This is a genomic window from Capillimicrobium parvum (assembly GCF_021172045.1).
GTDB lineage: Bacteria > Actinomycetota > Thermoleophilia > Solirubrobacterales > Solirubrobacteraceae > Capillimicrobium > Capillimicrobium parvum.
Genome location: NZ_CP087164.1, coordinates 1,633,852 through 1,649,989, shown reverse-complemented (window position 1 = coordinate 1,649,989; position 16,138 = coordinate 1,633,852). Strand labels below are relative to the sequence as shown.

At 72.1% G+C, this 16,138-nt stretch carries 18 protein-coding genes and 1 tRNA gene; 11 read left to right on the top strand and 8 right to left on the bottom strand.

Going from position 1 to position 16,138, the window contains the following annotated elements; all coding sequences use genetic code 11:
• Positions 1-123 precede the first annotated feature (123 nt).
• From DSM104329_RS08125 to DSM104329_RS08105, 5 genes are all read right to left on the bottom strand, one after another.
• Entirely contained in the window at positions 124-588 is a 465-nt protein-coding gene (locus tag DSM104329_RS08125; RefSeq protein ID WP_259314918.1) for a hypothetical protein, read from the bottom strand.
• Between the two features lie 21 nt (positions 589-609).
• Entirely contained in the window at positions 610-1,113 is a 504-nt protein-coding gene (locus DSM104329_RS08120; protein WP_259314917.1) for a hypothetical protein, read from the bottom strand.
• A gap of 79 nt (positions 1,114-1,192) precedes the next feature.
• Positions 1,193-1,726: a hypothetical protein gene (locus DSM104329_RS08115; protein WP_259314915.1), complete on the bottom strand. Its 534-nt coding sequence runs from the start codon at positions 1,724-1,726 to the stop codon at positions 1,193-1,195.
• Between the two features lie 465 nt (positions 1,727-2,191).
• Positions 2,192-2,416 (bottom strand): DUF2188 domain-containing protein, encoded by a 225-nt coding sequence (locus tag DSM104329_RS08110; protein ID WP_259314914.1) that lies wholly within the window; start codon positions 2,414-2,416, stop codon positions 2,192-2,194.
• A gap of 302 nt (positions 2,417-2,718) precedes the next feature.
• A tRNA-Gly gene (locus DSM104329_RS08105) sits at positions 2,719-2,789 on the bottom strand.
• Positions 2,790-2,836: 47 nt separating this feature from the next.
• Here DSM104329_RS08105 and DSM104329_RS08100 point away from each other — a divergent pair.
• The 4 genes from DSM104329_RS08100 to DSM104329_RS08085 are packed head-to-tail and all read left to right on the top strand — an operon-like array spanning position 2,837 to position 5,105.
• Complete coding sequence (locus tag DSM104329_RS08100; RefSeq protein WP_259314913.1) at positions 2,837-3,385, top strand: TlpA family protein disulfide reductase; 549 nt, start codon at positions 2,837-2,839, stop codon at positions 3,383-3,385.
• On the top strand, positions 3,385-3,867 hold the full coding sequence (locus tag DSM104329_RS08095) for a cytochrome c-type biogenesis protein (RefSeq protein ID WP_259314910.1): 483 nt from the start codon (positions 3,385-3,387) through the stop codon (positions 3,865-3,867). The genes DSM104329_RS08100 and DSM104329_RS08095 overlap by 1 nt, the downstream gene beginning before the upstream one ends.
• A 2-nt stretch (positions 3,868-3,869) precedes the next feature.
• On the top strand, positions 3,870-4,625 hold the full coding sequence (locus DSM104329_RS08090) for a cytochrome c biogenesis CcdA family protein (RefSeq protein ID WP_259314909.1): 756 nt from the start codon (positions 3,870-3,872) through the stop codon (positions 4,623-4,625).
• A gap of 18 nt (positions 4,626-4,643) precedes the next feature.
• The gene (locus DSM104329_RS08085; protein WP_259314907.1) at positions 4,644-5,105 is read left to right on the top strand and encodes an SRPBCC family protein; all 462 of its coding nucleotides are present in this window, start codon (positions 4,644-4,646) and stop codon (positions 5,103-5,105) included.
• On the opposite strand, the gene DSM104329_RS08080 is transcribed toward DSM104329_RS08085, so the two are convergent.
• Both DSM104329_RS08080 and DSM104329_RS08075 read right to left on the bottom strand, forming a co-directional pair.
• Complete coding sequence (locus DSM104329_RS08080; protein ID WP_259314906.1) at positions 5,083-6,675, bottom strand: arginine--tRNA ligase; 1,593 nt, start codon at positions 6,673-6,675, stop codon at positions 5,083-5,085. The genes DSM104329_RS08085 and DSM104329_RS08080 overlap by 23 nt on opposite strands.
• Before the next feature lie 4 nt (positions 6,676-6,679).
• Positions 6,680-7,087 carry a 23S rRNA (pseudouridine(1915)-N(3))-methyltransferase RlmH gene (locus DSM104329_RS08075; protein WP_259314905.1) on the bottom strand — a complete coding sequence of 136 codons (408 nt, stop codon included), beginning with the start codon at positions 7,085-7,087 and terminating at the stop codon, positions 6,680-6,682.
• A gap of 19 nt (positions 7,088-7,106) precedes the next feature.
• Here DSM104329_RS08075 and DSM104329_RS08070 point away from each other — a divergent pair, with 19 nt between their 5' ends.
• From DSM104329_RS08070 to DSM104329_RS08040, 7 genes are all read left to right on the top strand, one after another.
• The gene (locus tag DSM104329_RS08070; RefSeq protein WP_259314903.1) at positions 7,107-7,421 is read left to right on the top strand and encodes a DUF3467 domain-containing protein; all 315 of its coding nucleotides are present in this window, start codon (positions 7,107-7,109) and stop codon (positions 7,419-7,421) included.
• A 47-nt stretch (positions 7,422-7,468) separates the two neighbouring features.
• A complete protein-coding gene (locus DSM104329_RS08065; protein ID WP_259314902.1) occupies positions 7,469-9,685 on the top strand; it encodes a putative bifunctional diguanylate cyclase/phosphodiesterase in 2,217 nt (738 codons plus the stop codon).
• Between the two features lie 221 nt (positions 9,686-9,906).
• Positions 9,907-10,638 carry a metallophosphoesterase family protein gene (locus DSM104329_RS08060; protein WP_259314901.1) on the top strand — a complete coding sequence of 244 codons (732 nt, stop codon included), beginning with the start codon at positions 9,907-9,909 and terminating at the stop codon, positions 10,636-10,638.
• 2 nt (positions 10,639-10,640) lie between these two features.
• The gene (locus DSM104329_RS08055) at positions 10,641-11,216 is read left to right on the top strand and encodes a hypothetical protein (RefSeq protein WP_259314900.1); all 576 of its coding nucleotides are present in this window, start codon (positions 10,641-10,643) and stop codon (positions 11,214-11,216) included.
• Positions 11,213-12,430, top strand: a complete 1,218-nt coding sequence (locus DSM104329_RS08050; RefSeq protein ID WP_259314898.1) for a protein kinase domain-containing protein — start codon at positions 11,213-11,215, stop codon at positions 12,428-12,430. The genes DSM104329_RS08055 and DSM104329_RS08050 overlap by 4 nt, the downstream gene beginning before the upstream one ends.
• A gap of 44 nt (positions 12,431-12,474) precedes the next feature.
• Positions 12,475-13,344: a short-chain dehydrogenase/reductase gene (locus tag DSM104329_RS08045; protein ID WP_259314897.1), complete on the top strand. Its 870-nt coding sequence runs from the start codon at positions 12,475-12,477 to the stop codon at positions 13,342-13,344.
• A 134-nt stretch (positions 13,345-13,478) separates the two neighbouring features.
• Positions 13,479-15,014 carry a WS/DGAT/MGAT family O-acyltransferase gene (locus tag DSM104329_RS08040; protein WP_259314895.1) on the top strand — a complete coding sequence of 512 codons (1,536 nt, stop codon included), beginning with the start codon at positions 13,479-13,481 and terminating at the stop codon, positions 15,012-15,014.
• Here DSM104329_RS08040 and tgt read toward each other — a convergent pair.
• A complete protein-coding gene (gene tgt / locus DSM104329_RS08035; protein WP_259314894.1) occupies positions 14,911-16,131 on the bottom strand; it encodes a tRNA guanosine(34) transglycosylase Tgt in 1,221 nt (406 codons plus the stop codon). The genes DSM104329_RS08040 and tgt overlap by 104 nt on opposite strands.
• Between the last annotated feature and the right edge of the window lie 7 nt (positions 16,132-16,138).

Sequence of the window (16,138 nt, the reverse complement as noted above, 5' to 3'; positions counted from 1 at the left end):
CAATGACTTCACCGATTTTAACGCCCACACCGGAGCCACTTCGACCCGCTTTCGGCACCATGCCGGGCTGGCGCTCTGTCAGCGTGTCCAGCACCTACCGTGGGCGAGTAAGCCGTGATCTCGTCAACCGGCCTTGATGCAGACGGCATAGACGCTCGGGAGCACATCGGGCGCAGGGGACAGACCCTGACTGGCCGTGGCGCGCCACACGGTGCCGCTCAGATCCGGCGCGCTTGATACGACCGCGTAGTCGAGGTAGACGCTCGAAAACCCCCAGTCGACCCCGCCTCCCGTCAGCCGGTATCCGAACTGGCACCCCACACTTCCCGAGTAGAAGCGCCCGTTCTGGGCCATCGTCGCACTCTGCACGTCTGTCACGACGCCACGCTGGAGCGTGAGCAGAACAGCGGCTTTGATCCGGCGGTCCACCTCGTTGTAGTGACGCTGCTCACGGTCACCTACACCAGCGATCCGACGTGACAACGTTGCGATCGAAGGTCCACCGAAGGCGGGAACCGCCCAGAGAACAGCGATCGTGATCGCGAGAAGAGCGGCGACGGTCGTGCGTCGCATACGAGTTCCTTTCATGGCGCCAGTGTTGGCGCGACTCTACGCGGCAGGCGGCAGCGCGGATATCTCTTCGGCGGTGCTGTCGATCACGCCGAGGCGCTGCAACTCAGCGAGGATCTGGGTGGCGTCCCGGTGCTCGGTGATTACGGTCGGCCGGCCCCGAATCGGGCCAGCGATCTTGTCGTTGTTCAGCGCCTTCGTCGTCGTCACGTTCCGCAACGCCCCGGGCAGCTCGCCCGGCTTGATGTTCGGTAGCTCCTCACGGATGCGCGCCAGCATCTCGCGTTCGAGCTCGCCGGCCTCGAGCATGATCTCCTCCGCCTGGTTCGCGACCTCCGCGGTGATCTTCACGCTGATCTCGCTACGGATGTCCTCGTACCGGTCGGCTTGCGCGGTACGCCACATGTTCAGTGTGCTCGCCGGGGGCGGGTCGTCGCCGCGCGCCTTCATCCGGCGGCGGGCTTCCTCGGCGTTGCCGCGGCAGACAGCGAGCATCATGAGCGCTTCGGCCTGGTCGTGTTCGGTGTAGACGCGTCGTCTCACGGTGAAACACATCCTAGGGCCGCTACCGGCGGCGGAGCGGCCACGAAGGGAATCCCCTTGGCAGCCGCTCCGACGGCCGTCAGGCGGCTTGCAGCGCCCCCAGGAAGGCCACAGCCTCCGCCAGGTGCGCCTGCCACTCGACCACCCGCTCCACCCACTCTTCCTGATTGGCGTAGCGCGGTCCGTCCTCGACCGTCGCGGTGACGCAGCCGGCGACCTCCGTGATCTCGGCGCTCGCCGCCCGCAGCCACCAATCGCGGTCGCGTCGCAACGTGACGTCCCTCGGCTCCGTCCAGCCGAACGTGTCGAGCTGCTCATGGGCCACCGCGACCGCTTCGCAGCGCTCTCGCAGGGACTCGACACGATCGGCCGTGACCGCGGTGTCCGTAACCACGCTCGATGGGTCGCGCTCGTGTCCGTAGTCCCGCGGCGCCAGCTCGTCTACGAAACCATCTGCCAGCCTGACGGCCGCCACCGCGTAGTCGTGCAACAACCTCGTTCGCATCCCTTCGATGAGGATGGGCGGGACACTGATCGACAGGGTCCCGTCGTCGTGGTTGACGATCCATGCCGACAGCGGGCTACCAACGCAGATAGCGTTCTGCGCGTCCATGGAGCTACCTCCTCCTTGGGCCATGCCCCCGGCCGTGTCAGCGGCGCGGGGGCGATTCCGTTGTGTGACCCAACCTAACCGCTGACCGTTCGGAGCACAATGAGGCAAACGTTCGTGAACGCTTCATGCGCGTTTCATGCGCGAACATGCGTTCGTGTCATGGGCAGGCCAATCGCAACCAACCGTAGGCGACCGCGACTGCATCGCATGCGCTGGCCATTTCCGCCCTCCTCTCGAGATTGGCTGGACGCCGCACCAGCCCGGCTGGCTCTGCCCGGCGTGCGCCCGCGCCTACGGCCGCAGGATCGACCGCATGTCCCGCAAGCTGCTCGCGAGACCCGATCGGTCATGGATCGCGACGGCGGCGTGCCCAGAGTTCGCCGGCTGCGAGGCGTGCGACGTGCGGCGACGCGCAACGCAACTTGCGCTGACCGCCCGCCACGACAGCCGTCACGCCGGCCCGATCTAGTGCACCTTGTCGCGCCCCGGGCCTTCGTGGGCTCGGTCCATCGTGTCGCTGTCGCGAATCTTGCCGTCGCGACCGTGGATGATCACCTCCGTCACGCCCGACGTGGACTTCGCCGCCTTCTCCGCCTCCGCCTGGGTTCCGTGGGTGCTCTGAGGCGAGTCGCTGCCTTCCAGCTTGACCGCCCAGCGATCGCCATCGGGTACGACGTGAAGCCGGGTCATGGTCGACCTCCGCGTTGGGGACGTTCGTCTACCTACCCGCGCGGTGCGTTCCGAAGTCCGGCGTGCCCGGCCGGCGGGTGATCCGCGACCTCTCGGCGGCGCGCGGTAGGAGCATGGGAACCCATTCCGTTGCGGTCTTATCGCCCCCAGGCCCGGGGGCTCGCTCCTTCGTCGTTGATGACCTCCGGGAGCGCTGCGAAGACAAGGCGGATGACGCCGCCGGCAGGAAATTGGTACCTCATTGGTACCTCGCCATCCCCCAGAAATGACGAAAGCCCCGTAGAGGCCGGGGCTTCCGCCAGAGCGGGATACGGGAATCGAACCCGTCTCTCGAGCTTGGGAAGCTCGCGTTCTACCGATGAACTAATCCCGCTTGAGCGCAGGATCCTAGCGCGACCAGCGACTACCCTGGGACGGCGGATGAGGCGCACCGCTTTCCCCCTCGTCGCTGTGCTCGCGGTCGCCGCGCTCGTCGGCCTGCTCGTGTACGGCGTCGCCGCCAGGAGCGAGGACAAGACGCTTGACGAGGCGGTCAAGAAGGGCCAGCGGCCCACCGCGCCCGACCTCGCGCTGCCCGTGCTGGGCGCTCGCGGCCGCACCCGGTCGGTGGCCGATCTGCGGGGCAAGGTCGTCGTGCTGAACTTCTGGGCCTCGTGGTGCGAGCCGTGCAAGGCGGAGGCGCCGCAGCTCGAGCGGGCGCAGAAGCGCCTGCAGCAGGACGGAGCGGGGACGGTGCTCGGCGTGACCTTCCGCGACGCGTCGAGCGACTCCGAGGCGTTCATGCGCGACCACGGCCTCACGTACCCCTCGGTCCGCGACGTGGACGGCAAGCTCGCCCAGAAGTACGGCACGCGGGCGCTACCGGAGACGTTCATCATCGACCGCAAGGGCCGGGTCGTCGCGCTCTCGCGCGGGCAGGTCGACGGCAAGTTCCTGGACCGGGCGCTCAGCGCCGCCCTGGAGAACTGATGCTCCGCCGCTCGCTCCTGCTCATCGCGCTCCTCTTCGCGGTCGCCGCGCCCGCCGGCGCCGCCTCCGCCGCCACGCCCCGGACGACGCTCAACGACGTCGAGGACGAGGTCATGTGCGTCGTCTGCGGCGTTCCGCTGAACATCGCCGAGGCGCCGCAGGCCGATCGCGAGCGCGCGCTCATCAGCCGGCTCATCGCCCAGGGCAGGACGAAGGCCGAGATCAAGGAGGCGCTGCGCGGCGAGTACGGCGATGCGGTGATCGCCTCGCCCGAGGGCGGCGGATTCGAGGTGACCAACTGGCTCGTGCCCGCGCTCGTCTTCGCCGTGCTCATCGCCGCCGTCGCGGTGCTCGCGCCGCGCTGGCGCCGGCGCCAGGCCGCCCGCGGGCCGGACGAGCCGGGCGCCGCCGGCGACGACGGACCCGGGGTCACGCCCGAGGAGGCCGCCCGCCTCGACGAGGACCTCGCGCGGTACCGCTGACCATGCTCGCGCAGGCCACGTCGCCCGGCACCACGGTCCTCGCCGCGTTCGCGGTCGGGTTCGTCTCCTTCATCTCCCCCTGCGTGCTGCCGCTCGTGCCCGGCTACCTGTCCGCGGTCAGCGGCGTGTCGATCACCGACCTGCGCGACCGTCACCACCCGATGATGCGCGTCCTGTGGCCGGCGATCATCTTCTGCCTGTCGTTCACGCTGATGTTCGTCGCGCTCGGCATGACGGCGACCGGGCTCGGCCAGACCCTCAACGACCACCGGGTGACGCTCGACAAGATCGCCGGCGCGCTCATCATCGCGATGGGCGTGTTCTTCGTCCTGACGCCGTTCGTGCCGAAGCTCAACAAGGAGTGGCGGCCGGACACGCTGATCCGCAAGGCCGGCTCCGGCGGGCCGCTCATCGCCGGCGCGGCGTTCGCGTTCGCCTGGACGCCGTGCATCGGCCCGACGCTGAGCGCGATCCTCGCCGCGGCGGCCACGAGCGACTCGGTGTCTCACGGCGGCGTGCTGCTCGCGTTCTACTCGGCCGGGCTCGCCGTGCCGTTCCTGCTGACCGCGGTCGCGTTCAACCGCGCGACGAACGCCTTCCGCTGGCTGCGCGACCACTACCTCGTGATCACCGCGGTCTCCGGCGCTGTGCTCATCGTGATGGGCGTGCTCATCTACACCCAGGAGCTGACCCGCCTCAACAGCGAGGTCCAGAAGCTCCTCGGCGACGTCGGCCTGGACTTCATCTACTCGATCTGAGCCTGAACGGCCGGCGCCATGATCCGCATCGCGTTCACCATCGAGGTCGACCGTCCGCCCGCCGCCGTCTTCGCCTACCTGACGGATCCGGCGAAGCTTCCGGAGTGGATGGCCATCAAGCGCTCGGCGACGCCCGACCCGCCGGGCCCGCTGCGCACCGGCTCGCGGATCGTCGAGGTCAACGCCGGCCCCTTCGGCCGCGACATGACCTCGACCATCGCGGTCGAGCGCCTCGAGCCCGCGCACGCCTTCGACCTGCGCCCGCTCGACGGCCCGATCCGCGTCGCCGCGCGCCACCGCCTCGCGCCCACGCCCGCCGGCGGCACCCGCCTCGACTACGTCGCCGAGGGCCCCATCCACGGCCCGCTGCGCCTGGCCGAGCCGCTCCTGCGCCGGATCCTCGAGCGCAGCTTCCGCCGCGACTACGGCGAGCTCAAGCGCCGCGTCGAGGCGGGGCCTACATCGACTCCGGCGCGCTGACCCCGAGGAGGTCGAGCGCCCGGGCGATCGTGCGCTTCGCGGCGACGCAGAGCGCCAGCCGGAAGTCCTGCACCTCCGATCCGACCACGCGGCAGTCGCGGTAGAACGCGGTGAACTCCTGGGCCAGCTCGAGCGCGTAGACGGCGATCCGGTGCGGCGCGCGGCGCTCGACCGCCTCGGCCACCTCGCCGGGGAACGCCAGCAGCTTCATGATCAGCGCCCGCTCGCCCGGCTCCAGCGGCAGCGACCGCTCGTCGAACCCGGCGGCGCCGGACGCCGCGAAGCCCGCCTTGGCCAGCACGCTCGCGATCCGGGCGTGCGCGTACTGGACGTAGTAGACCGGGTTCTCCGCGCTCTCGCGCTTGGCCAGGTCGAGGTCGAGCTCGATCGTCGTGTCGTGCGAGCGCTGCAGCAGGAACCAGCGGGCGGCGTCCACCCCGATCTCGTCGACGAGGTCGTCGAGCGTGACGAACTCGCCCGCGCGCTTGCTCATCTTGCCCTCGGGCAGCGAGACGAACTGCATGATCAGGAGGTCCAGCGCGTCCGGGTCTCCGCCCAGCGCCTGGTAGGCCGCCTTCGTCCGCTTGACGTAGCCGTGGTGGTCGGCGCCCCACACGTCGACGAGCCGGTCGAAACCGCGCTCGCGCTTGTCCTGGTGGTAGGCGGTGTCGCTGGCGAAGTACGTGTGCTCGCCGGTCGAGCGCACGAGGACCCGGTCCTTGTCGTCGCCGAACGCGGTCGTCCGGCACCACAGGGCGCCGTCGTGGCGGTACGTGTTGCCCTGTTCGGCGAGGATGTCGAACGCGTGCTGCACCTTCTCGGGGTGCAGGCTGCGCTCGGAGAAGAAGAGGTCGAACGGGGCCACCGCGAAGCGCTCGAGCGACGCCCGCATGCGCTCGAGCATGGCCGCCACGCCGCGCCGGCCGAGCTCGTCGAGCGATATCTCGCCGTCGTCGAGGTCGACGAGCTCGGAGACGTACTCGCCCCGGTAGCCGCCTTCCGGCACCTCCTCGCCGCGCGCCCGCGCGCGGATCGACTCCGCGAACCGGCGCACCTGGGAGCCGTAGTCGTTGACGTAGAACTCGCGGGTGACGGCGTGCCCGTGGAAGGCGAGGATCCGGCACAGCGCGTCGCCGTACGCGGCGTTGCGGGCGTGCCCGACGTGCATCGGCCCGGTCGGGTTCGCCGAGACGAACTCGACGTCGACCTTCTCCGCGACCGGCGCGCCGGCGCCGCCGAAGCCGTCCCCGGCTCCGAGCACGCTGCGCAGCGCGTCGACGAACCACGGGTCGCCGAGGAACAGGTTCAGGAAGCCGGGGCCGGCGACCTCGACGCGCTCGAGCCGGTCGCCGAGGCGCCCGCTGAGCTCGTCGCCGAGCCGGCCGGCCACGTCGCGCGGCGCGGACTTGAGCACCGGCGCGAGCAGCATCGCCGCGTTCGTCGACAGGTCCCCGAACGCCGCCTTCTTCGGCCGCTCCAGCGTCGGCTCGGAGCGCGGCGGCGCGGCGGCGAGGGCGGTCGCCGCTTCGAGCACGGTCGTGTGGAGGTCTTGCAGAGCGCCGGAGGACATGGGATCACAGATGGTATGGCTCGTTGGCCAGGATCTTGTGGCCGCGCAGGAGCTGCTCGAGCAGGACGACGCGGGCGAGCTGGTGGGGCAGCGTCAGCGGCCCGAGCGAGAAGCGGTGGTCGACGCCCTCCAGGTCGAGGCCCACCGGGCCGCCGATCACGAAGCAGAGATCCCGGCCCGACTGGCGGCGGTCCTCGAGGAAGCGCGAGAAGGACAGCGAGTCGAACGCCTCGCCCTGGCGGTCCAGCAGCGATACGAACGCCCGCTCCGGGATGCGGCGCGCGACCCGCTCGTCCTCACGGACCTCGATGAGCTCGAGGCGCGCGTGCCGGGCGAGGAGCTTCTTGTAGTGCAGGACGTCGTCGACGTACGGCGGGCGCAGACGGCCGACGGACACGACGATGAGCCTCACGACCTGGGATGCTAAGCGCATGGCAGGCGACGACCAGGGCCCAGAGCGCCACATCAACATCCACTTCTCGCCGGAGATCATGGCCGGGGTGTACGCGAACTTCGCGAACGTCAGTCACAGCGACTACGAGTTCACGATCACGTTCGCTCGCGTCGACCACGAGGTGGAGGACGACGAGATCCCCGGTGTGGTCGTCTCCCGCGTCAACCTCTCGCCGCGGTTCATGCGCGAGCTGATCGACGCGATGGAGGACAACTACTCCAAGTGGCGCACCCGCGAGGGCATCAAGAACCTGCCCGAGTTCGGCGGCGAGCAGCCGCCGCAGCCGCAGTAGCCGGAGCCGCGCTCAACCAGTCGGCCTGACCGGTCGATGACCGGGGCATGGGTTCGGCTCCCCCTTGGCTGCGCGCCCTCTACGCCGTCGCCGGCATCCTGCTCGCCGGCCAGCTCCTGCACGTCCTGGGCGCGTGGCCCGGCGCGACGGGCGACGCGATCTTCGACGATGCGGCCGCCGCCCTCATCCCGGGCATCGCCTTCCTGGGCGTGCTCGTCTGCGCCTTCACCGTGCGCCGCCGGCACTGGCTGATCGCGGCGCTGGGCGTCGGCTCGTGGGCGGCCGGCAACGTGCTGTGGACCTACTCGTTCCAGCACGGCTCCACGACGCCCGACCTGTTCCTCTTCCTCGCCTTCTACCCGTGCATGGTGGTGTTCCTGGCCCTCGAGCTGAGGGACCGCTGCCCGCGGCTGCCGGTCGGGCTGTGGCTGGACGCCGTCGCCGGCGTGCTCGGCATCGCAGCGATCGGCTTCGGGATCATCCTGCCGCTGCTCATGCCCGGCAGCGCCGACGACGTCTCCAAGCTCGCGTTCCCGGTGACCGACATCGCGCTGATCGCGCTGGTGGTCGCGATGTTCACGATCGCGCGCTGGCAGCCGGGGCGCGACTGGGTCGTGTGGGGCGGTGCGATGATCGTCCTGGCCGCCGGCGACCTGCTATGGGTCTCCCAGGGCGGCGGATCACCGACCTCGCTGAGCGTGCTGCTGTGGTCGGCGGCGATGCTCGTGATCGCGGTCGCGCCGTGGCAGAGCTCCCGCGCGATCCCGCCCGCGACGATGACGGTCGCCAAGCGGCTCGCCTGGCCGTTCGCGCTGTTCCTCGCCAGCCTCGGGATCGTCATCGCCGGCAACTTCGTCACGTTGTGGCCCGCGGGCCTCTGGCTGGCCGTCGCGGCCGTCCTCGTGGCCAGCTACCGCGCGCTGGACTCCTACGTCCAGATGCGCGACATGCCGGATTCGCACCGTCTCGCGCACACCGACGAGCTGACCGGCCTCAGCAACCGCCGCGGGTTCCTCGACGCCCTGCGCACCCAGCTGCACCGCCATCCCGGGCGCCCGGCGGCGGTGCTCATGCTCGACCTGGACCGCTTCAAGGAGCTCAACGACACCCTCGGCCATCAGGCCGGCGACCTCCTCCTCAGCCAGCTGGGCCCGCGCCTGTCGTCGGCGCTGCGCCCGGCGGACACGCTGGCCCGCCTCGGCGGCGACGAGTTCGCCGTGCTGTGCCCGGGCGCGGGCGCCGCGGGAGCCCGCCAGGTGGCCAAGCGCCTGCAGGACACGCTCGACCAGTCGTTCTCGCTCGGCGACCTGCGCCTGCACGTCGACGCGAGCGTCGGCATCGCCGTGCATCCCGACGACGGCACGACCGTCGAGGAGCTGCTGCAGCGCGCCGACGTGGCGATGTACCAGGCCAAGGGCGCGGGCGTGCAGGTCGTCGAGTACGACGCCAGCCGCGACGAGCACTCGCGCGACAAGCTCGCGCTCATCGGCGAGCTGCGCCGCGCGCTCGAGCACGCCGACGAGCTCGTCCTGCATTACCAGCCGCAGGCCGACCTGATCGACGGGCGCATCGTGGCGGTCGAGGCGCTGGTCCGCTGGCAGCACCCGAGCCGCGGGCTGCTCGCCCCGGGCGCCTTCCTCAGCGCGCTCGAGGGCGCCGGGATGATGCGCCGGCTGGGCCGCTACGTCCTGCGCGAGGCGGTCGCCCAGGCCGCGCGCTGGCGGGCGAGCGGCGTCGACCTGCCCGTCGCCGTCAACCTCGCCACCGCCGACCTCGTCGACGGTGCGCTGGCCGGCGAGGTGCAGGCGCTCCTCGACGCCCACGACCTCGCCGGCCGCTGGCTGAAGATCGAGGTCACCGAGAACACCGTGATGGCGCAGCCCGAGCGGGTGATGACGACGCTTCAGGAGCTGCGCGAGCTCGGCTGCCCCATCTCGCTCGACGACTTCGGCACCGGCCACGCCTCGCTCGCCCACCTCGTCCGCCTCCCCGTCGACGAGCTGAAGATCGACCGCAGCTTCGTGCAGGCGCTCAAGGACGACGCCGGCTCGGCCGCGATCGTGCGCTCCGTGGCGCTGCTGGGGCGCGACCTGAGCATGACCGTGGTCGCGGAGGGCGTCGAGACCGCCGGCGCGTGGAGCCACCTCGCCGACGCCGGCTGCACCGTCGCGCAGGGGTACCTGCTCTCGCGCGCGCTTCCCGCCGCCGGGCTCGAGGCCTGGCTGCGCAGCCGCGACGGCGGCGAGCTGCCCGCCGCCGCCTGAACGCCGGCGCCGCATCGCCCGATCACGAGTACACCCATCCGCAAGTTCTTCGGGTCTCGGCGGCGCTCGCACGCGTCTGACGGCGGTCGCCGACCGCACACGTACCACCAGTATGCGAGCGGCCGGCGACCGCCCCCAGCCACGCACGATCATCCACCGAATACCTCGAAGAACTTCCGGGCGGCTGCACTAGCCTCGTACGGTCGCGAACCGCGTCCCCCATGCAGGTCGCCATCGTCTCTGACATCCACGGCAACCGCCACGCCTTCCAGGCCGTCCTCGACGACATCGCCACGACCGTGGCCGCCGAGACCTGGTGCCTCGGCGATCTCGTCGGGTACGGCGCCGAGCCCGACGCGTGTGTGGAGCTCGCCCGGCGCCACGCCACGATCTGCCTGTCCGGCAACCACGATCTGGCCGTGACGGGCGAGCTGTCGCTCGACGAGTTCTCGCGCGGGGCGGAGATCGCGGCCCGCTGGACGCGGGAGGTCATGGACGAGGCGAACGTCGACTGGCTGCGCACGCTGCGCACGCACGACGAGGACCGCTCCGTCGGCCTCTACCACGCGAGCCCCCGCGATCCCGTCTGGGAGTACGTGCTCTCGGCGCTGCTGGCCGAGCTGTGCCTCGACGCGCAGGGCCACCGGGTCTGCATCGTCGGCCATTCGCACGTCGCGCTCTCGTTCGTCCGCCTCGATGGCGAGCTGGCCACGGGCGAGCCGCGCCGCGGCGGCGACGAGCTCGACCTCGCCGAGGGCGAGTGGCTGCTGAACCCGGGATCGGTCGGCCAGCCCCGCGACGGCGACCAGCGGGCCGCCTGGATGCTGCTCGACCTGGACGCCCGCACGGCGCAGTGGCGGCGCGTCGACTACGACATCGGCGGCGCGCAGGCGGCCATCCGCGCCGCGCGCCTGCCCGACTCTCTCGCCGACCGCCTCGGCTACGGTCAGTGAGGATGCGCCGTGCCTTCGCCTGCATGCTCGCCCTCGTCCTCGGCACCGCGTGCGCGATCCTCGTCGCCTGCGGCGGCGACGCCAGGGGCCTGATCGGATCGAGCGACGCGGACGCGATGCAGCAGCAGCTCGACCAGATCGAATCCTCGGTGCGCCGCGGGCAGTGCGGCGGGCTGCCGGGCGAGCTGGCGGACCTCCAGCAGCAGGTCAACGGGCTGCCGAGCCGCGTCGACGCCGCCCTGCGCCAGCGCCTGCAGGAGGGAGTCGCGAACCTCGCGCAGATCTCGCCGGACCGCTGCGCGATCCAGGCGGCGAAGTCGGCCACCGTGCCGACCACCACGACGCAGACGACGCCGACCACGCCCACCGCGACGACGCCCACGACGCCGACCGCGACGGTGCCCACGACGCCGACCGAGACGGTCCCGACGCAGACGACGCCGACGACGATCCCGACGACCCCGCCCGCGACCGAGCCGCCGCCCACGACCACCGGCGGCTCCGGCGGCGCGACCGTCCCCGGCAACACCGGCGCCGGCGGCGCCGGCGGGACGGGCGGAGGGGCGGCGACGCCATGACGGGCGGCACGGAGATCGCCGGGCGCTACCGGATCGAGGGGCGCCTCGGGCTGGGCGGCATGTCGACGGTGCATCTGGCGACGGACACGCGCCTCGAGCGCCACGTCGCGATCAAGCTGCTCGCCGAGCACCTCGCCGACGATCCGACCTTCGTCTCGCGCTTCCAGCGCGAGGCGCTGTCGGCGGCCAAGCTCGTGCACCCCAACGTCGTCCAGGTCTTCGACTCGGGCCTGGACCCGGCCAGCGGGCGCCACTTCATCGTCATGGAGTACGTCCCCGGCCAGTCGCTGGCCCAGCTGCTGCGCGAGCGCCCGCAGCTCGACGTCGCGGAGACGCTCGACATCGTCGTCCAGGCCTGCCACGGGCTGGACTACGCGCACCGCCAGGGCGTCGTGCACCGCGACGTCAAGCCCGGCAACCTGCTCATCACGCCGGACGGGATCGTCAAGCTCGCCGACTTCGGGATCGCGCGGGCGACCGATCAGTCGTCGATCACGCAGGTGGGCTCCGTGCTCGGCACGGCCGCCTACCTGGCGCCCGAACAGGCGGCCGGCGAGGAGGCCGGGCCCCAGGCGGACCTCTACTCGCTCGGCGTCGTCACCTACCAGTGCCTGGCCGGCCGGCTTCCATACGAGGCCGCCTCGCTGTCGGAGCTGGTGCTCAAGCAGCAGCGCGAGGTGCCGCCGCCGCTGGACCGGCTGCGCGGCGACGTCAACCCGGCGCTCGCGTCCGCGGTGGCGGTCGCGCTGTCGATCCACCCGCGCGCCCGCTACGGGAGCGCGCGGACGATGGGCGAGGCGCTCGACCGGGCGGCCGCGGGCATCGCGCCCGAGGAGGCGACCGCGGCAACGAGCTTCATGGGCGGCACCGAGGCGACCTCGGTGCTCGGCGCCCACGACCGCGGCGGCGCCACCAGCGAGCAGCCCCGCGTGGTCCCGCGCGAGCCGGTGAACCGGCGTCGCCCGGGCCCGGCCCCGGCCCCCGCGCCCGCCGCCGCCCGCACGGCCGCTCGTGGACGGCCCACCAAGCGCCAGCGCCGGCGGCGCACGCTCGCCGTGCTCCTCGTGCTCGCCCTGATCGGGGCGGGCGTCGGGATCGCGATCGTGTCCTCGATGAGCGACAGCCAGCGCGTGCAGCTGCGCAGGGTCGTCTACGACTCGGTGCAGCAGAGCGTGGACGCGATGAAGCAGCTCATCTCCGACAACACGAAGTAGGCGCGGCGCCGCGCGCGCGGGCCGTGGAGTAGTCTCGCCCGCCGATGGCCCGCCGCACGAGCTACCCGGTGTCCGGCAAGGTCGTGCTCGTCACCGGCGCCGCCCGTGGGATCGGCGCGGCGGCGGCGCGCGAGCTGCACGGCCGTGGCGCGCAGGTCGCGCTCGTGGGCCTCGAGCCCGAGCGCCTCGCCGCGCTGGCCGGCGAGCTGGGCGACCGCGCCGCGTGGTTCGAGGCCGACGTCACCGACCGGGCGGCGATGGACGCCGCCGTGGCGGGCACCGCCGAGCGCTTCGGCGGCATCGACGTGGTGATCGCGAACGCCGGCATCTCGCCGATGGGCACCGTGACGACGCTCGACCCCGCCGCGTTCGAACGGACGATCGAGGTCAACGTCCTCGGCGTCTACCACACGGTCCATGCCGCCCTGGCGCACGTCATCGACCGGCGCGGCTACATCCTGCCGGTCGCCTCGCTGGCCGCGGCGATGCACGCGCCGATGATGGCGCCGTACGCGGCGAGCAAAGCGGCGGTCGAGGCGTTCGCGGACGCGCTGCGCGGCGAGCTCGCCCACAAGGGCGTCGCCGTGGGCTGTGCCTACTTCTCGTTCATCGACACCGACATGGTGCGCGAGGCCCAGCGGCACCCGGCGACGCAGGCCGGCGGGCTGATCGGCAAGCCGGCGCCGCTGGCCGATGCGACCGCCGCGATCGTCACCGGCGTCGAGACCCGGGCGCGGCGGGTCTACGCGCCGAAGTGGGTCGGACTCGCGCTCTGGGGGCGCGGGGTGCTCAACCCGCTCATCGGGCTCGGCGCGGCGCGCCGCAAGGACGTCCGCGAGGCGATCGGCATCGCCGAGGCCAACCCCCAGGGGCCCGGCTCGGGACCGCTGTCGCCGCGGCCCCCGTCGGCGTAGGCGCGGGGGCCCGGCTCGGGGCCGCTGTCGCCGCGGTCCCCGTCGGCGTAGGCGCGGCGCCCTCTCCCAACTGCGCGCGAACGCGGTAGCTTCACGTCGCAGCCGGATACCCGGCCTGCGAGCAGGAGGGTGACATGCGGCAGTTGACCAGTCTCGACGCGCAGTTCCTGGCCATCGAGAGCCCGCGGACGGTCGGCCACGTCTCGGGGCTGGCGATCCTGGACCCGTCGACGACGCCGTCCGGCACGCTCGACGTGGCGGACCTGAGCCGGCTGGTCAGCGAGCGGCTGCCGCTCCTGCCGCCGATGCGCTGGAAGCTCGTCAACGTGCCGCTCGGGCTCGACTACCCGTCGTGGATCGAGGACCCCCACTTCGACCTCGACTTCCACGTCCGCGACCTGGCGCTGCCGCCCGGTGCCGGCGACGACAAGCTGGCCGAGCAGGTCGCCCGCATCGTCGCCCGGCCGCTGGACCGCTCGCGGCCCCTGTGGGAGCTCTACCTCATCCACGGCCTGCCGGACGGCCGCGTCGCGATGCTGACGAAGATCCACCATGCGGTGGTCGACGGCGTCTCGGGCGCCGAGATCCTGACCGCGCTGCTCGACCCATCGCCCGAGGGCCGCGACGTCCCGCCCCCGGAGCCGTCGCCGGCCGAGCGTGAGCCGACCGAGGCCGAGATGCTCGCCCGCGGCATCGCGAACCTCCCGTTGCAGCCGCTGCGGGCGCTGCGGGCCGTGCCGGGGACGCTGCCCTATCTGCGCGCGCTGCCCGGCACCCGGGACCTCCCCGGCCTCAGGATCCTCAGCCGCGTCGCACAGCGCATCGTCCCCGGCCCCCAGCACGACGTCCTCGAGTTCCCGACCGCGCCGGCGCCGATCACGCCGTTCAACGGGCCGATCTCGCCGCACCGGCGCTTCGCCTTCGGCCGGCTCTCGCTCGACGCGGTCAAGGAGATCAAGAACGCGTACGGCTTCACGGTCAACGACGTGGTCGTCTCGATCTCCGCGGGCGCCGTCCGGCGCTGGCTCATGGACCACGACGCCCTTCCCGCGGAGCCGCTGCTGGCGATGGTGCCGGTCTCGGTGCGCTCACCGGAGCAGTCGGGCACGTTCGGCAACCGCGTGTCGGTCATGGTCGTTCCGGTCGCCACCGACGAGCCCGACCCGCGCCGGCGCCTGGAGCGCACGCACGACACGCTCCTGACGGCCAAGGACCGCCATCGCGCCCTGCCGGCCGACCTGCTCACCGACGTCACGCGCTTCATCCCGCCCGCGGTCGCCGCCCGTGCCGCGCGGACGACGCTCTCGGTGCTGGCGGGCCGGCGGCCGCCGCTGAACCTCATCATCTCCAACGTGCCGGGCCCGCGCGTCCCGCTGTTCTGCGCCGGCGCGCGGCTCGAGGCGCACTACCCGGTGTCCGTGATCACCGACGGCGTCGGGCTGAACATCACCGTCATGAGCTACCTCGACCATCTGGACTTCGGCATCGTCGCCGACCGCGAGATGGTGCCCGACGTCTGGTCGATGATCGAAGGGCTGCGCGAGGAGCTCGACGAGCTCTCCCGGCTCACGCCGCGCTTCTGGAAAGCCCCGGCGCCGCGCCGGTCCGCAAGGCGGCGGCCACCTCGCGCAACGTCCCCTGCAGGATCGCCTCCCGCAGATCGGTCATGAGCCGGGAGACGAACGCCAGGTTGTGCAGCGTGACGAGCCGCATGCCCGTCAGCTCGCGCGCCTTTAGCAGGTAGCGCAGGTAGCCGCGGCTGAAGCCGGCGGCGCAGCACGGGCACGGGCAGCCGTCGAGGATCGGCTCGTCGGAGTCCTTGAAGCGTGCGCCCGTGAGGTCGACGCGCCAGCGCCGCTCGGGGTCGGGCACGAGCGCCATGCCATGGCGGGCGATGCGCGTCGGCATGGCGCAGTCGAAGTGGTCGATGCCGAGCTCGACGCCGCGGATCAGGTCGTCGACCTCGCCGATGCCGAGCAGGTGGCGCGGCTTGTCCGGGGCGACCTCGTCGAGGACCTGCGTCGACCAGCCGGCGACCTCGTGCATCTGCGCCTTCGTCTCGCCGAGCGAGCCGCCGATCGCGACGCCGTCGACCTCGCTCGTGCCGACGATCTCGGTCGACTCGCGGCGCAGGTCGTCGTGGACGCCGCCCTGGACGATGCCGAAGACGAGCTGCTCGGGCGGCCCGTGCTCGGCGTGCCAGTCCAGGCAGCGGCGCAGCCAGCGGTGCGTGCGCTCGGTCGAGCGGGCCGTGTAGTCGCGGGTGGCGTGGAACGGCGTGCACTCGTCGAAGACCAGCGCGAGGTCGGAGCCGAGCGCGGCCTGGACCTCCATCGACGTCTCGGGCGCCATGAAGCGCTCGTCGCCGTTGATGTACGACTTGAAGCGCACGCCCTCCTCGGCGATCTCGAGGATGGCGCCGGAGCGGTCGGCGCCCTGCGGCGCGCGGCCCTTGATCTCGTCGGCCACCGTCCCGTGGCCCATGCTGAAGACCTGGAAGCCGCCGGAGTCCGTGATGATCGGGCCGTCCCAGCGCATGAAGCGGTGCAGCCCGCCGAAGCGGGCGATGCGCTCATGGCCCGGTTCGAGGAAGAGGTGGAAGGTGTTGCCGAGCACCATGTCGTAGCCGAGGCCGGCCACGTCGCGGGGCTCTAGGCCCTTCACGGTCGCCTTCGTGGCGAGCGGGACGAAGGCGGGTGTGCGCACCTCGCCGTGGGCGGTGCGCAGGACCCCGGCCCGCGCCTGCGAGCCGGGGTCGCGCGAGAGGATGGCGAGCGCGCTGATCACGCGCTCG

What these genes read in the sequence shown, in the direction of transcription:
- DSM104329_RS08065 (WP_259314902.1), top strand. Translation starts at nt 7,469, where the DNA reads ATGGGTTCGGCTCCCCCTTGGCTGCGCGCCCTCTACGCCGTCGCCGGC.
- DSM104329_RS08095 (WP_259314910.1), top strand. Translation starts at nt 3,385, where the DNA reads ATGCTCCGCCGCTCGCTCCTGCTCATCGCGCTCCTCTTCGCGGTCGCC.
- DSM104329_RS08040 (WP_259314895.1), top strand. Translation starts at nt 13,479, where the DNA reads ATGCGGCAGTTGACCAGTCTCGACGCGCAGTTCCTGGCCATCGAGAGC.
- DSM104329_RS08045 (WP_259314897.1), top strand. Translation starts at nt 12,475, where the DNA reads ATGGCCCGCCGCACGAGCTACCCGGTGTCCGGCAAGGTCGTGCTCGTC.
- DSM104329_RS08070 (WP_259314903.1), top strand. Translation starts at nt 7,107, where the DNA reads ATGGCAGGCGACGACCAGGGCCCAGAGCGCCACATCAACATCCACTTC.
- DSM104329_RS08080 (WP_259314906.1), bottom strand. Translation starts at nt 6,675, where the DNA reads ATGTCCTCCGGCGCTCTGCAAGACCTCCACACGACCGTGCTCGAAGCG.
- DSM104329_RS08100 (WP_259314913.1), top strand. Translation starts at nt 2,837, where the DNA reads ATGAGGCGCACCGCTTTCCCCCTCGTCGCTGTGCTCGCGGTCGCCGCG.
- DSM104329_RS08110 (WP_259314914.1), bottom strand. Translation starts at nt 2,416, where the DNA reads ATGACCCGGCTTCACGTCGTACCCGATGGCGATCGCTGGGCGGTCAAG.
- DSM104329_RS08125 (WP_259314918.1), bottom strand. Translation starts at nt 588, where the DNA reads ATGAAAGGAACTCGTATGCGACGCACGACCGTCGCCGCTCTTCTCGCG.
- DSM104329_RS08060 (WP_259314901.1), top strand. Translation starts at nt 9,907, where the DNA reads ATGCAGGTCGCCATCGTCTCTGACATCCACGGCAACCGCCACGCCTTC.
- DSM104329_RS08050 (WP_259314898.1), top strand. Translation starts at nt 11,213, where the DNA reads ATGACGGGCGGCACGGAGATCGCCGGGCGCTACCGGATCGAGGGGCGC.
- DSM104329_RS08085 (WP_259314907.1), top strand. Translation starts at nt 4,644, where the DNA reads ATGATCCGCATCGCGTTCACCATCGAGGTCGACCGTCCGCCCGCCGCC.
- DSM104329_RS08115 (WP_259314915.1), bottom strand. Translation starts at nt 1,726, where the DNA reads ATGGACGCGCAGAACGCTATCTGCGTTGGTAGCCCGCTGTCGGCATGG.
- DSM104329_RS08090 (WP_259314909.1), top strand. Translation starts at nt 3,870, where the DNA reads ATGCTCGCGCAGGCCACGTCGCCCGGCACCACGGTCCTCGCCGCGTTC.
- DSM104329_RS08055 (WP_259314900.1), top strand. Translation starts at nt 10,641, where the DNA reads ATGCGCCGTGCCTTCGCCTGCATGCTCGCCCTCGTCCTCGGCACCGCG.